Consider the following 15,372-nt stretch of genomic DNA (forward strand, 5'->3'; position numbering starts at 1 on the left):
TCTACTCCATGTTTTTGTTTTGGTTAGATGATAAATAACGGCAGGCGCAGGGTCATCATTCCGAAGTTCTGAAACTCCACAGCTGATTTTGGCCTCGGTAGATTCGGGATGATTTTTTAGTATTCTAAGAAGATTTTCCGGTGTCAGGTCACAATTTCATTTTGACCAAACAACAACCGGAATGAAAGCAGTCCACTGATAACGGTTGTGATTAGTGCAATCAGGAAAATTGTTGGGAGCGTAATTCCCTGATCGAGCCACCATCCCATCAGAAATGGACTTGCAGCGGTACTCACAACCATAATAGAGGAAAACAGACTGCGAACCGTTCCGATCATCCCGGTGCCAAACATTTCAGCCCAGAGTGCTGCTTTTACTGATCCGGCCATTCCAAAGGTGGCCCCCAGCAATGCCATATAAACAAAGGCTGTCCATGCGGCTGAAAAATATGCGCCAAAGAACAAGGCTATTGACATCGGCACAAGCAGAAACGGAAATGTTTTATGAGCTGTAAACCGATCAACAAGCGGACCGGTGATGAGGCCCATCGCTATGCGTGTCGCTGCAAATGCTATGAAAGCTGATGCCACAATGGCGGCTGTCCATCCCATTTGGTCAGCATAGGAAACCTGGTAAAGAAAAAGTCCGGTTGCCCAAAATGGCGGTATCAGAATAGCCGGCAGCACATAAAGAAGCTTCGGATGTTTAAATATGATTTTGTAACTCTCTTTGGTGGATGTTTCCCGTTTTCTGTCACTGTCTTTTTCCTCAACCGTATTGCTGTTTCGCACCAGGAACCAGATCAACGGCAAAAGTATGAAAAGTATCATGGCGGTGATCATTCCCCAGGTGGTACGCCAGTGGAACAGGGTAAGCAGGCCTGCAATTGCAATCGGAAAAATTGCCTCACCAAGCGGAAATCCCATACTTGAAATGCTGAGGGCTTTTCCGCGCTGGTGATCAAAAAACCGGGCCATTGTGGTTTGTGCCGTGTGACTGCTGAGCCCCTGTCCGGTCAGCCGAAGCAATACCAGGGATAGAAATAGAATTGAAACGTGCCACGAGATTGTCATCAGCAGAGCAGCGGAAAGTAATCCCATTCCAACCATCATACTGTATGTACGGAGCGGAATCCGGTCGATCCATTGCCCGAGATAGGGAAGTAAAAAGGCACTAATGAGTGTTGCTGCGGAGTAGAGTGTACCGAACGAAGCGTTTGTCAGGTCAAAGACTGTTAAAAAGTAAGGAACGAAAAGTGCGATGAGGAAGGTCTGCCCGAAGCTTGAAAAAAAAGTCAGGGAGACTGCAAAAGAGAGAAGTTTACTCTCTTTCAGCGCAAATGTGATATATGTCATTAACGTATTCTGCATTTTTGTAAACCTCAAAAATACAGCTTTTCAGAGCCAATTGAAGGTTTTTTGACTATAAAAATAGGAAAGCGCTTTTTAGCCGGATCACAGATTCAGGGGGTTGATAAAATTTATTTCACCAGGATATTGACCGGGAACTTTATTGCCCGTATATTTTGTTCAACATTAAACAATTATACATCAACATTTAATTTGCTTGATATGGCTACTGACACATTAACTAAATGGACCATCGACACTGCACACTCTGAAATCACATTCAAAGTGAAGCACCTTGTGATCTCAACCGTAACCGGAAAGTTCAAGGAGTTTGATGCGGCGATCGAAACCGACAACGAAGATTTTGAAAATGCGAAGATTACGTTTGAAGCAGCGATCAACAGCATCGATACCGGAAATGAAGACCGTGACAATCACCTGAAGTCAGATGATTTCTTCAATGCGGCTGAGCATCCCAAGCTTACATTTGTTTCCAAATCGTTCAACAGAAGCGGTGATGGAGAGTACAGACTGATTGGAGACCTTTCCATTCGCGGCACAACAAAAACCGTGGAACTGACTGCAGAATACGGCGGAACTGTTCGTGATCCTTATGGTAATACGAAAGCAGGATTTGATGTGAGCGGAAAACTGAACCGGAAAGAGTTTGGCCTGAACTGGAGCGCTGTTACCGAAGCGGGCAATCTTGTTGTATCTGATGAAGTGAAACTGAATCTGAATGTTCAGTTTACAATGAACTGATTGATATAGGGAATAACCCTCCAAGGGTTCCAAACCCTTGGAGGGTTTCCATCTATTATCTTCACACCCTCACATTCTGACCAAACAGGATAGCGTTCAGAAACAGCCGGCTGGTAGTGTGCCAGTAGCTTCTGAAATTGGGATTTTCGGAGAAGAGGATCACTTTCCCGCTTCCCTCCTGCGATACTAAGAGTGCTGCTGTTCCGCGAATTTGGTCCAGGTTGGCATCATTCACAAATCCCGCCACAAGCGGATCTTCTGTAAATTGCGCCACGGTTCCGTACGGGTTTTCACTCGGCTTCAAAAAGTTACTGCTCTGTTTGATAAAAAGCTGTCTGCGATCTTTCACGCCAAACGCAATCGGGTTGGATGGATCGATATCCGCTTCCAGGATCACACCGGGAATGGAATTGGCCCGCCGACGATCATCCCGCTCTTCATAGTTGAAACGCGATCCATCAGGGGTTAACTCCGGCGATTCGGCAATCAGGTTTTCACTCACCAGTTCCTGCTGAATGGCCCATGCGCTCGCACGGCCGCTGGTGATCAGCACTCCTCCGTTTCGAATCCAGCTCCGCAGTTCATCTGTCGTATCTTCGCTCCAGCGGCTGTAGTTTCCATCTACAAGTACAATGGTGTTGTATCGCTGCAGGTCGGCCCGTGGAAAAATATCCGTATCGATCTTGGTGATGCCAATTCCGGCATGTCTGTTCAGCAGAAACCACGCTTCGCCCGCTTCGGTTGAACGCACACCGCTGCCAAATACGATCGCCGCCTCCGGCTTGTCGACCACCTGCGCATTCCGGCTTCCGAGATCGATCCCGGAACGGCTCAGACCGGTATCCACGGCGTGAAACGTCAGATCAAACTCATCCGCGGTTGATTCAATAATTTCGAACAACTCCCTGCCCGAAATCTGCTGCTCCGCTACCGCAACGATCACTGAACCATATCCAAATTCTACTTCACCCGTGCGAGTTTGCGAAACAAACGGCTGATGTGCAGATCGTACAATCAGATCCTCATCCAGCAGCCTGTAAAGTGCTGCCGGGGCGCTGTAGTCACTCCATTGCAAAAGATATGCGTAATCGGTTTGTCCGCCCTCCACGCTGCCGGATCGCTCAGGAAGTTCCGAAACTGCTGTTCCCCAACCTCTCTGGTAGCTGCCGGATTCCACCTTTGCATACTGAATTCCATACCCCTGAACCTGCGACCACGCGGTGATATCATAAAACACACTGTCGGCAAAGCTGGTGTGTGATTCAAAAATATCGTGAACGATATGGTAATTTGGCTGGCTTGTCGGTACAACAAAACCGCTGCCCGGCCTGAACGTTTTTCCTTCCACCGTTTCTGTCTCTTCTACGGCATACACATCTACGCTGTGCGTAAGCAGAAGATTGAGAAATTTATCGGTTAGCGTAATATCACCTGAATCGCCGAAATAGTATGCACGAACCGGCTGCGATTCTGCTTTATCGACCGCAGTCCGGAAAAAGTCTTTTTGGTACTCCAGAAGCGTCTCTTTTTCGGCAACCCCGGCCCGCACGGTGGCTATACCTGTGTAGAGATGTTGTTTGATGGTGGATTCAAATGTCACATCACCGGAGACACTCTCTTGCACCAGGCCGCGGGAACTTCCAACTTCAAACGTTATGCCCACCCCACCCAGAATATCGGGATAGGTGGAGCCGTAAATGGGCGAGATGTTATCAAATACCTCTTTGGTCCAGTAAAGTGCACCAAGTTCATCCAGTGCATCGGTTTGATAACCGGAGATCAGCGGACTAAGGTACTCATAGCGGTATTCCGGGATGATCGGGTTCCAGGTTCGCTCCGGCTGCGTGGGCTCCAGGTAGTATGTACTATTGGTGCCCATCTCATGAAAATCGATCTGGATATTGGGGAACCACTGCTGGTAGAAATCAACCCGGTTTTGACTCTCCTGCTGCGTAACGGCAAACCAGTCGCGGTTCAGATCGTGCAGAAAATGGTTGCTTCGTCCATTCGGCCATCCTTCGATATGTTCGATATCATAGGGATCGGCAACAGCTGGAAAGGATTTATAGCTGTTGTGCCAGTGCGCGGCCCGGTCACGACCGTCCGGGTTTTGAGCCGGATCAAGCAGAATAACCGCCTCATCCAGAAAATGGAGCGTCTCCTCACTTTCACCTGCCACAAAATAGTAGGCGGTCAGGAGCGCTGTTTCTCCGCTGGACGATTCGTTTCCGTGTACGCTATACGCCAGTGAGATGATCGATTTGGCAGATTCCAAATCTACAATCGGAGCATCCGGATCGAGCAGCGTTAGATGCTCCTGGCGAATCTCCTCAAGGTTTTCATGATTATCGGGTGATGTAATCGTAAAGATCACCTGCGGACGAAGCTGCACCGTCTGGCCGATCTCCTGAATTGTGGCTCTGTCCGATAGCCGCGCCAGCTCTTCCAGGTACGCCACAATACGGTCGTGCCGCGTGTAGTGAGTGCCGATCGGGTATCCCAAAAACTCTTCGGGAGTGGGAATCGCTTCATTAAACTCCGTCTCATCCGGGAAGTAGTAGTCTTGCTGGGCCGTCAACGCCGGAGTGATCAGCATCACAATCAAACTGGTAAGTACGATCGGTTTGAGCAGAGTCAGAAATTTAAGTATGCCTGTAGTGATAGATTTCATTGGATTTTTTTTATTGAATCGATTTGGTTGATAATTCTTAAAAGCTGTGATTGATTGTTAAATCATGAATATAAAAGTCCCCCTTAAAAAAGGGGGATTGAGGGGGATGTTCATCAGATTTTTAAAAATACCAGATGGACACCCCTCTATATCTCCCCTTTTTAGGGGAGACTTTTTATTCCGCGGTTAACCCACAGGTATCAATCCCCGAAATTCACATTCGGGTTCGAAGTAATCTCCGAGTTGGTAATCGGGAAAAAGATGCCGGGATTCATACGTGAAGAACTCCACCGCGGCGACGTTTTCTCAAACCGGTAGAGATCGGCCAGCCTTCGTCCCTGCAGAAAGAGGTTTACCTGCCGGGAGTGCTCCAACAGTTCCCGTTCTGTGATCTGCCCGCTGTAACCGGTGAGCCCGTCCAGTGAACGAAGATTGTTGATCGCCTCCGAAAACGCCACTTCATCCTGACGCGCTCCGGCATCTTCTGCTATGATCAGATGCAGTTCACGGGCTGAAACGATGGTGTAATCAGCATACTCGCTGGCGCCGGTAAACTCCTCAATTTCACGAACAAGAAATGGCGCCGGAATCTGGTCGATCGGATCTTCCAGCGTTACACTCTCCACCCGTGTGTTATCGGATGTAGGCTGAACGTAGGTATCATCAATCCGTAGCTCCAGTCGCTCGTTCACCTGGAATGCGAGATTATTGCTGGGTGTTTCGGAGGTTACCTCAATCTGGTATCTCCAGTCGTTTGCTGATCCGATTGCAGCCAGAGCCTCTTCGGCAGCCGATACTGCATCAGCACTTTCCACAAGTGGATTCTGCGTATTGAGCTGAGGTTTCAGGTTGTTCCAAAGTGCCCTGGAGTAGAGTGCCCGCGCCCTCACGGCCAGAAGCCTGGTTTCCCAATCTGAACCCGTTGAAGCCAGCTCAAGTCCGCTTTCTGTGTACTCAATTGCCGTGTCGATCAGCACGAGGAGATTCTCCCTGCCGATCGGATGCCCCGCATCCTGCCGGTCTGAGATCACAAAGTTATCGAATGAGTCTGCGATGGTCAGATAAACGATCGCCCCGTAGAGATAACTGCGAACCAGCGGCGTGATGTTTTGAAGAGATCCGGCGTCACGAAACGCTTCAATTCGAAGAATGGCGTTGTCGGCGGTCCAGCGCGCTTCATTGATGGAGGCGTACGCACCGTCCACAAATTCGTTCAGCGGATCATAGGTTTCACCCTGATTGAGAGCCAGCCAGGCGTCCCGGGTTCCGATCCACGTCAGTTCATCCGTAACGGTTGAGTAGGGAGCCAGTAAATTTCCCAGCCCGCGGGAAAGTGTGGCTTCTGCTCCGTTTGCGATGGCCGGGGCCGCAGCCGGATTGTTCAGATCCTCTTCTATCAGGCTGTTCGGATTATCCACATCGAGTATATCGCAGGATAGCAGCCCGAAACCCGTAATCAGCACGAGTGCGAAAAAGCTTGTTTTGAGTCGTATATATCTCATTTGTATGTGATCTTTAATTCTAAAATTGTCTGCGCGGTTTGATGTTTTTGATCTATTCATATCAGATCCCCAGGTTAAACGTGAAGAGAATCCGTCGCGGAAGCGGCATGTTCCACGCATCGGTACCGAGCAGAAAGTTATTTTCGAGGTCGTTACTGCCTCCACGGCCAATTGCGTTCACTTCAGGATCCACTCCGGGATATTTGGTCCAGAGAGCCAGGTTTCTTCCCGAAACAGTGAAGGATGCTCTTCGCAGATTCAGCCGGTTCAGCAGATCGCCCGGAAGCTCATAAGTAAAACTCACTTCACGAAGACGGATAAAATCCGCCGGCTGGATCACATTCAATCCCGCAAACGGATCGAGCGCAAGCAGATCATTGATCCACTCACTCGCGGCATTAAATCTTACTTGCCCGTCATTTTGCGGATTGAAGTTTGAGTCCACACCGCCGGTCATATAATCCCTCTCGACACGCGCCGCATCCGGTGTATTCCGGCCAATTCCCGCACTTCGCTGCCTGAATCCGTCGGTCAGATTATTCACATAATAGTTACCGGCCCGGTATTCAAAAAGCGTGTAGAGTTTGAAGTTTCTGAACCGAACCGTACCACCAAAGGATCCCTGCCAGTCAGGTGTTGGTTTGCCAAGATGGTGATCGAGCGGGTCGCCGTTTCCATTTTCATCGGCCAGAAGCACAAAGTTATTCAGGTCTTCAAGACTTGCCGTTCCGGGAGTGAGGCTGTTCAGGTAGTCGAGTACCAAATCCTGTGATGCCGGCGTGCCGGGGGTGATTCCTGATGCATCGCGTCCCAGCGTCTCAAGCAGTCCGCGGGCATCGAGCGGAAGCTGACCGGAAGGCACATTCACAAGCTGGGCCCCAAAATTGGTTCCCGGTGCATATCCCTCTTTCAGAAACTGACGATACCGGGGATAACTTCCCCCAACTTTGATCGGGGCAGCGCCTCCAAGATCGGTAACCTGCTCCCATAGATAGGCTGCGTTGGTAAAGATTTCAGCCGACCAGTCTGACCTGTTCAGCACATTAAACTGCAGGCCAAGTTCGAGTCCTTTGCCTTTCAGCTCGCCGATGTTATCAAGCTGAGGCTGAAGAAATCCGCCGCTGGTAGGAAAGTTTCGCTGAACAAGAGCGTCGGTAACAGTCCGGTCCCAGTAGGTGACTTCTGCAGTGATCCGCTCATTGAACAGCCCAAAATCGAGCCCAAATTCATATTCCGTTGAGACTTCGGGACGAAGATTCGGATTTCCAAGATTTTCAGGCACAATTCCTGCACCGCTTCCGCTGGTCAGTGATGTGTAGGTTGTGAGCGCATCGAAAGCACCCGGCTGCAGACCGGACTGACCTACAGCTGCACGGACTCTCAGTGATGAGATCACATTGGAACGCTGCCAGAATGGGGCATCAGAAAATACAAATGAAAGTGACGCTTTCGGATAGAACACGGTATTAAATTCCGACCCAAAAGCACTGTGAGCATCAAACCGGCCGCCCACAGTTGCAAAAATGTAGTCATCAAAACCGAGCTGTTCCTGGATGAAAAGACCCGCCTGAGTCTCTTCAATATACTGCTCTGAGAGGTTTTGATTTGCCGCTGCTCCGGTCACGTTTAAGCCCGGACCGGGAAAGTTAACTGCCGTACCGCTTCGCACCAGGTTTTGCTGCTGATAGACCTGGAAACCACCAATCAGAGAGGATTCAAACCGTGCCCCGAGCTGATGAAGCGCTGTCGCACGCACATCAGCAGTAAGATTCAGATTTGATCGCTCTGATGTTCGGCGCGCTCCTTCGGTTTCAATGCTCGCGTAGTTGTTGATATTCCAGCCAAACGGCCTTGTCGATTCACTGAACTGGCTGGTATAACTTGCGCCGAATGTACCATCGATGGTTAGAAATTCCAGCGGACGATAATTCAAACCCACATTTGTATTGAATGCATTTACATCCTGGCTGACGGTCTGCTGCAGCCGTTCTTGTATTGTGGAGTTGTAAGATGCGCCCGACCGGTTGTCGTGGCCAACCAGTTCCGGTTTTCCGTGAATCGCGCCGGAAGTCACACCCTGCACGTTATTCCCGGTCTGAAATGTTTCAAGGCGTGAATCGGTGTACGATGTCCCAAACCGAATCTGCAGATTGTCTGTCGGGAACAGGCTGATGTTTGCTGATGTCTGAAACCGGTTCAGATTATCATTAGCCAGCGGGCCAAAACCTTCCGGGTAGGGAATATTTTCGCCGGTATGCGGCCCATCTTCACCTGTCCATCTGAAATTCACATAATACGTTACACCTTCACGTCCGCCGCTGATCGAACCGGAATACTCCTGGTTGTGTCCGGTTTCATAAAGCTGATGCACGTAATTTTCGGAAACCAGTTCATACGGATTGATTTGGCGGTTAAAGTAATAGCTCATCGTATCTGCCTGCGCCTGGGTTCGTGCAAAACCGGTATTATCCGGGAACACTTTTGGAAAGTTGATGAAGCCCTGAGACACTTTGAAATCGAACTGGGGATCGTCCACGCGTCCGTTTTTTGTGAAGACCTGAATGACGCCGTTAGACGCTTCCGTTCCGTAGAGTGTAGCAGCGGCGGCACCTTTCAGAACCTCCACGCGATCGATCGATTCGGGATTGATATCATCCAGTCGTGAAGGAGATCCGCTTCCGCCAGAGCTGACAGATCCGCCGAAACCTCCTCCTCCATCAACACGAACTCCATCAACAAAAACAATAGGCTCATTGCTTTGCGAAAGGCTTGAGGAACCGCGAATTCTGATTCTTGAGCCCTCACCCGTCACGCCACTTGAGGGAAGACCAACCATTCCGGGTACACGCCCCTGAAGAGCTTCCGAAAAGTTTTGGAGCGGCGAACTTTGCAGATCTGCGGCGCTGATCACCCCAACGGTATTTCCGAGCTTGCGAACTTCTACAGGTCCGCCCGTGCCGGTTACAACGACAGCATCAAGGTTGAGCGAACCTTGTGATAGCTCAATATGGAGTGTTAATTCGTCGCCATTTTCAATAGTGAATTCCCTGGTTATGGGACGATACCCAACAAAACGAACGAGAAGTGAATAACTGCCCGGCTCGATATTCCCAATAGAATATCTGCCATCGGCATCGGTTGCGGTTCCCCTTGAGGTACCTTCGATAAGCAGATTTACTCCGGGTATCGGCTCTTCGTCAACGGCTGAAGTTACTGTTCCTGAAACCGATCCCTGCGCAAATCCTGCGGTAGCTGCGGCAAGAATAAATCCGATTAGTGGGAGTAGTATCCTGTAAAATTTCATCTGTTTCCTGTGATGTATTTAATTGTGTTTGAGTTTTGTGCCACACATCAAACAGGAAAACAGGAGTTCAAAATAAAAACGCCCACTCACCTGAATGATGAGCGGGCGTTTTTAAATCTTAAGGTTTATACCATCTACCTGGCCGATCCACTATCATTCCAACGGTTGCAGTTCATGCAGCACATTTGCATTTGCATAGACATATGCATTTGCATCGCGCAGAACATATCACACATATTGGATTGACAGATAAATTTCATCAGGCAGTAAACCGTTTAGATTTTTAAACTTGAGTTGATGATAAAGGATCAAGTTCCAAAATCAAAAAGAAAATCGAAATCTTTAATTTAAAAGCGGTTCCAATTGACAGATGGTAGTTTTTAGCGGGGATGATGGGTGAAAATCAGGTGATTTCTGGTGGATGATAAAGCAACCTTCAAGAGTACCGAACAATGTGAGGTTGACACATATAAGCGGTAATAGTCATCGGATGAGCCCTCAACGAATGAGTAATTTTAATTTTGCACAAAGCTATTTCAGGAAAACTCATCCGATGACGACAGTAAACAAAAAAGCCACGCTAAATTAATAACGTGGCTTTTTCAAATTTATCAAGAGAATTCGGGTATCAATACCGATACATCTCCGGCTTGTAGGGCCCTTCTTTTGGAATTCCGATATATTCGGACTGCTCATCAGAGAGCTCTTCCAGTTCCACACCGATTTTTTCGAGGTGCAGACGAGCTACTTTTTCATCCAGATGTTTTGGCAGAACGTGCACGTCTACCTCAAACTCATCATTCCAGAGCGCAATTTGTGCCATCGTCTGGTTTGTAAAGCTGTTGCTCATCACAAAACTTGGGTGTCCGGTTGCATTGCCCAGGTTCATCAGGCGTCCTTGTGAGAGCAGTATCAGCTCTTTTCCATCTTCAAAACGGAACAGGTCTACCTGCGGTTTGATGTTCTCCTCTTCGGAGTTCCCTTTCAGCCATTTTACATCAATTTCGTTATCGAAGTGGCCAATATTACCGACGATCGCTTTATCTTTCATCAGCCGGAAATGCTCTTCCGTAAGGATATCTTTGTTCCCCGTTGCGGTTACAATAATATCTGCTTCCTTCACGGCGTCAATCATCTTTTTCACTTCATAACCGTCCATTGCGGCCTGGAGTGCACAGATCGGGTCGATTTCGGTTACAATCACACGGGCTCCGGCTCCGCGGAGAGATGCGGATGATCCTTTACCCACATCGCCATATCCGGCAACAACGGCTACTTTCCCGGCCATCATCACATCGGTTGCCCGGCGGATCGCATCTGCACACGACTCGCGGCAGCCATATTTATTGTCAAATTTCGATTTTGTAACCGAATCGTTCACATTGATAGCGGGAATCGTCAGCGTGCCCTTTTTCATTCTTTCATAGAGACGCAACACACCGGTTGTGGTTTCTTCAGAAATTCCGCGAATGTTTTGCGCCAGCTCGGGATATTTATCCAGAACGATGTTGGTAAGGTCACCGCCATCATCAAGAATCATATTCAGCGGTTGCCCATCTTCGAAGAAAAGCGTCTGTTCAATGCACCAGTCGTACTCCTCTTCTGTCATACCTTTCCAGGCGTAAACCGGCACACCTGTTTCGGCAATTGCAGCTGCTGCGTGATCCTGTGTGGAATAGATATTACAGGATGACCATTGCACTTCGGCTCCAAGCTCTACCAGGGTTTCAATCAGCACAGCGGTTTGAACCGTCATATGCAGACAACCGGCAATGCGGGCACCTTTCAGTGGTTTTTTCTCCCCGAACTCTTCGCGTGTTGCCATGAGGCCGGGCATCTCTGCTTCAGCCAGTCGAATCTCCTGACGGCCGAATTTGGCTTGAGTGATATCTTTTACTTTATACGGTAGTTTTTCGACTTCTTTATCCATGAATCTCGTTTAATTATTGGTCTTTAATGGTTGATTATCTGTTAACAACTGCAACTTTTGAACTTGATCGGTTTCACTTCACTTACGATCTAAATAAGCAGCATTTAAATGTTGTTATCTGTTTAAAAGAAATTTTCGATTTTTGATTTTGCTGAGTTATAATCTCCCTGTCGCCCTCGAGAACCCATCTCAATTTCAAGCAGTTCCCCATCCGGGTCAACGTACACCTTAAATGGAATTCCGGTTCCGCCGAGCTGTTCAAATACTCCATTCTGGTCGTAGAGCCATGTAAAATCGTAACCGTGCTCTTCAGCAAATGCTCTCGCCTCTTCCGGTCCTTCCGTGAGCCCGACGGTTACGGCAAGCATTTCAAATTCATCGGGAAATTCTTCCCTTAAATCCTGCATGGCCGGAAATACCTGCAGGCAGGGACCGCACCAGGATTCCCAAAAATCGATCAGTACAAGTTTACCGTGAAAATCACTTAAATCTACAGGATTACCATCCAGATCCGTAAATTCGGCATTTTGAATGGTGGCGGCATGATCCTCAAGATTCTGGGATGGAATCTGCTGCCCGGTTGTTCGCTGCTGCTGATCAGATTCCTGCGAACATCCTGCAAAAAACATCAGAAGTGCTGCAATAAGAAAGGTTAAACAATTGGATAGCTTCATATTCGAAGAGAAATTAAAATCTGGTGTTTATACTGTTTATGTTTTGTCAACAGTTTAATAAGATAACGTTTTTTTGGCGAAATGTCTTCCCGCGGCTATGTCTGTCATCGCAACAGTAAACAGCAGTGAATCGTTGCCTTTCCTTAGTAAATCGAGACGGATAGTAATTCCTAAACCAGATCATTTGTGCTATGTGATGAGTTCATCTATCTTTCTGCTTTTTAAGTGATCTACCATATGAAAACTCATTCTGATACAGATTTTATCATTATCGGCGCAGGAATTGTTGGCCTGTCCACTGCGTATAAACTATCGCTCAAATATCCGGGTTCATCCATTCTTGTACTTGAGAAAGAAGCTGATCTTGCCATGCATCAAACCGGCAGAAATTCCGGCGTGATCCACTCCGGGATCTACTATAAACCGGGATCGTACAGAGCCAGGAATTGCATCGACGGAAGACATCAGCTGGTTGATTTTTGTAAAACAAACCAGGTTGAATTTGAAATCTGCGGCAAGGTGATTGTGGCCACGGATGAGCAAGAGCTGCCCCGGCTGAAAGCAATTTACGAACGCGGTCTCGAAAATGAGATCGAAGGGATTGAGATGATTGGTGAAAAAAAACTCCATCAAATCGAACCTTACGTAAACGGAATTAGTGCAATCCATGTACCATGCGCCGGCATTGTGGATTTCAAAGGAGTTTGCCGGGCACTGGCTTCAGAAATTGAAGCACGGGGTAACCGAATTTCTTTCGGGCAGGAAGTAACCGGGGTGTTTCAGACGAACGGGGAGAGCCGGGTAGATACCAAAAACGGTTCATTTCGCTGTAAACGGCTGATCAATTGCGCCGGGCTTCAGAGCGACCTGGTGGCAAAATCCTCCGGCTTGAATCCTGATATGCAGATTGTTCCGTTCAGAGGCGAATATTACGAATTGGAACCGTTTGCCGAACACAAAGTCAAAGGGTTGATCTATCCGCTGCCCAATCCGGATTTCCCATTTCTTGGTGTTCATTTTACCAGAATGGCACTGGGCGGGGTTGAATGTGGTCCGAATGCTGTTTTCGCATTCAATCGCGAAGGGTACAATAAAACTTCGTTCAGCTTCAGGGACACCATCGAAACCGTAAATTTTCCCGGATTCTGGAAACTCGCCGGCAAACACTGGCTCCGGGGAATGGATGAGTATTATCGATCTTTTTCCAAAAAAGCTTTCCTCGAAAACCTTCAAAAACTAATACCATCGATCGGAATAGATGATATCCGCCCGGCACCTGCAGGAGTCCGCGCAATGGCGCTTCAGCCCGATGGCGAAATCCTGGATGATTTCAGATTTGAAAAGACCAAAAACCAGGTGCATGTGCTGAACGCCCCCAGCCCGGCAGCAACAGCGGGACTCTCGATTGGCGATGCTATTGTAGATGAGATATCGTTTTAGGGTCAGAGCAGTTGGTGTGATCTCTGAGTATCATCGGATGAGTATTTTAGAAAAGTCCACTCATCAAAAATTTCAATCGCTTATTCGCTGAAGACTCATCCGATGATTACCAACAGATCATTACCCTTCATTCTAACAATGAACTACCTCAGGGTAGAGCCTACGAGGTATCAACTTGGATTCCATTACTTTTTGATCGATATGGAGTTTATTCTGGAGTGTCCCCCTTTGAGAGGCTGTGAGAATGTACCCTCTCATTTGTAGGTATTCATTTTTTTAAGGTATGAAAACTTGTATTGAAGCTCCCCTCCATATCAAGTCCCTTTAGGGCGCGATAGGGAGGGGACGGGGGTGGGTCAGAAAGTCTGGGAGCTGAGAAAATGGCAGAAATCTTACTTTATTTAAGTGCATTTTCTTTGGAAAACAATTTCCTCACAGCCTCGAAGGGGTCAATGGGGGATGACCTGATGTACTTTATAACAAGAAATGGACACTTCCGAACTCAGGAAGTCATCCCCCAGCTCTCTCCGTTCGCTTCCCCCTTCCCCCGAAGGGATGCCCGTGGCGAAAGGGGGAATTTTATCCATTCAATCCCTAAGATTGCAGCTCATCCCGCTTGAGCTTGTAATACTCCTCGTAGACTTCAACAACGCTGTTAAGTTCGAACTTCTCTGCTCGCTTCCGCGCATTGGCCGACATTTCCTGATGCAGCTTCTCATCCTTTAAAATTTTCAGGGCGTATTTCCCCATCGCCTCCACATCGCCAAGTTCGCACAGATACCCCGTCTCTCCGTGAATATTTACTTCCGGCAGTCCGCCAATGTTAGAGCTGATGACAGGCACGCCGCAGCTCATCGCTTCAAGTGCGGCCAGGCCAAATGTTTCGCTGCCTGATGGAATTAAAAACAGATCCGAAATGGAGAGAACTTCTTCCACCTGTTCCTGTTTACCGAGAAACCTTACTTTATCACAAATTTTGAGCTCTCTGCACTTGTTTTCCGCCCGCTGGCGATCGGGACCATCGCCCACCATCAAAAGTTTGGCGTCCACACCGTTCGAAACCACCTGGTGGAATGTTGATACCACATCCGGCACCCGCTTCACTTCACGGAAATTCGAAACATGTGTAACCACCTTTTCGCCGTTCGGACAGAGTGCTTTTTTGAAATGATTTTTATTTGATTTCTGAAATCGCTCCAGGTCGATAAAATTCGGTATCACCTCGATATCCTTTCGGATATCAAATTTGTTATAGGTCTCTTTCTTCAGATACTCCGAAACGGCTGTTACACCATCACTCTGATTGATTGAAAAATCAACCACATCCTTATAGCTCGGATCACTCCCGATCAGCGTAATATCGGTTCCGTGGAGCGTTGTGATAATAGGCACGTGTGAGGCTTGTTCGCCCAGAATTTGCTTCGCAAGATAGGCGCTGGTAGCGTGCGGAATAGCGTAATGAACATGCAGAATATCCAGCTTCTCGTGCTTGATTAAATTTACCATTACGTTTGCAAGGGCAAGATCATATGGCGGATACTCAAACAGCGGGTAGCTGCTCAGGTCCACTTCATGAAACGTGATGTCGGTGCGAAATGAATCGAGCCTGGCCGGACGCGCATAACTCAGCACATGAAGATTATGACCTTTATTCGCTAGACCCTTCGCGAGTTCTGTTGCTACAACGCCGCTTCCGCCAAACGTTGGGTAACATACAATTCCTATATTCATAGCCCCGTC

Annotated in this window: 9 protein-coding genes; 2 read left to right on the forward strand and 7 right to left on the reverse strand. The window is 48.1% G+C overall.

The window, feature by feature from the left end; translation table 11 throughout:
- Positions 1–143: 143 nt before the first annotated feature.
- The gene (locus DYD21_RS16160) at positions 144–1,370 is read right to left on the reverse strand and encodes a nitrate/nitrite transporter (RefSeq protein WP_116038035.1); all 1,227 of its coding nucleotides are present in this window, start codon (positions 1,368–1,370) and stop codon (positions 144–146) included.
- Positions 1,371–1,571: 201 nt separating this feature from the next.
- Here DYD21_RS16160 and DYD21_RS16165 point away from each other — a divergent pair, with 201 nt between their 5' ends.
- Positions 1,572–2,111 carry a YceI family protein gene (locus DYD21_RS16165; protein ID WP_116038078.1) on the forward strand — a complete coding sequence of 180 codons (540 nt, stop codon included), beginning with the start codon at positions 1,572–1,574 and terminating at the stop codon, positions 2,109–2,111.
- Between the two features lie 61 nt (positions 2,112–2,172).
- Here the strand turns inward: DYD21_RS16165 and DYD21_RS16170 are convergent, their stop codons facing one another.
- The 5 genes from DYD21_RS16170 to DYD21_RS16190 form a co-directional block, all read right to left on the reverse strand.
- On the reverse strand, positions 2,173–4,782 hold the full coding sequence (locus DYD21_RS16170; protein WP_116038036.1) for a M14 family metallopeptidase: 2,610 nt from the start codon (positions 4,780–4,782) through the stop codon (positions 2,173–2,175).
- Between the two features lie 200 nt (positions 4,783–4,982).
- Positions 4,983–6,284: a hypothetical protein gene (locus DYD21_RS16175; RefSeq protein ID WP_147303621.1), complete on the reverse strand. Its 1,302-nt coding sequence runs from the start codon at positions 6,282–6,284 to the stop codon at positions 4,983–4,985.
- Between the two features lie 61 nt (positions 6,285–6,345).
- Entirely contained in the window at positions 6,346–9,588 is a 3,243-nt protein-coding gene (locus tag DYD21_RS16180) for a SusC/RagA family TonB-linked outer membrane protein (RefSeq protein WP_116038038.1), read from the reverse strand.
- 628 nt (positions 9,589–10,216) lie between these two features.
- Positions 10,217–11,518, reverse strand: coding sequence for an adenosylhomocysteinase (gene ahcY, locus DYD21_RS16185; protein WP_116038039.1), 1,302 nt, complete (start codon positions 11,516–11,518; stop codon positions 10,217–10,219).
- A 122-nt stretch (positions 11,519–11,640) separates the two neighbouring features.
- Entirely contained in the window at positions 11,641–12,192 is a 552-nt protein-coding gene (locus DYD21_RS16190; RefSeq protein ID WP_116038040.1) for a TlpA family protein disulfide reductase, read from the reverse strand.
- 237 nt (positions 12,193–12,429) lie between these two features.
- Between DYD21_RS16190 and lhgO the strand changes: the two genes are divergently transcribed.
- Positions 12,430–13,632 carry an L-2-hydroxyglutarate oxidase gene (lhgO, locus tag DYD21_RS16195; RefSeq protein ID WP_116038041.1) on the forward strand — a complete coding sequence of 401 codons (1,203 nt, stop codon included), beginning with the start codon at positions 12,430–12,432 and terminating at the stop codon, positions 13,630–13,632.
- 594 nt (positions 13,633–14,226) lie between these two features.
- Here the strand turns inward: lhgO and bshA are convergent.
- Positions 14,227–15,363: an N-acetyl-alpha-D-glucosaminyl L-malate synthase BshA gene (bshA, locus tag DYD21_RS16200; protein ID WP_116038042.1), complete on the reverse strand. Its 1,137-nt coding sequence runs from the start codon at positions 15,361–15,363 to the stop codon at positions 14,227–14,229.
- Between the last annotated feature and the right edge of the window lie 9 nt (positions 15,364–15,372).

This window comes from Rhodohalobacter sp. SW132, from assembly GCF_003390325.1.
Lineage (GTDB): Bacteria > Bacteroidota > Rhodothermia > Balneolales > Balneolaceae > SW132.

Bases quoted from the DNA above. Each gene is read 5' to 3' on its own strand.
- bshA (WP_116038042.1), bottom strand. From the start codon at position 15,363: ATGAATATAGGAATTGTATGTTACCCAACGTTTGGCGGAAGCGGCGTT.
- lhgO (WP_116038041.1), top strand. From the start codon at position 12,430: ATGAAAACTCATTCTGATACAGATTTTATCATTATCGGCGCAGGAATT.
- ahcY (WP_116038039.1), bottom strand. From the start codon at position 11,518: ATGGATAAAGAAGTCGAAAAACTACCGTATAAAGTAAAAGATATCACT.
- DYD21_RS16160 (WP_116038035.1), bottom strand. From the start codon at position 1,370: ATGCAGAATACGTTAATGACATATATCACATTTGCGCTGAAAGAGAGT.
- DYD21_RS16165 (WP_116038078.1), top strand. From the start codon at position 1,572: ATGGCTACTGACACATTAACTAAATGGACCATCGACACTGCACACTCT.
- DYD21_RS16175 (WP_147303621.1), bottom strand. From the start codon at position 6,284: ATGAGATATATACGACTCAAAACAAGCTTTTTCGCACTCGTGCTGATT.
- DYD21_RS16190 (WP_116038040.1), bottom strand. From the start codon at position 12,192: ATGAAGCTATCCAATTGTTTAACCTTTCTTATTGCAGCACTTCTGATG.
- DYD21_RS16170 (WP_116038036.1), bottom strand. From the start codon at position 4,782: ATGAAATCTATCACTACAGGCATACTTAAATTTCTGACTCTGCTCAAA.
- DYD21_RS16180 (WP_116038038.1), bottom strand. From the start codon at position 9,588: ATGAAATTTTACAGGATACTACTCCCACTAATCGGATTTATTCTTGCC.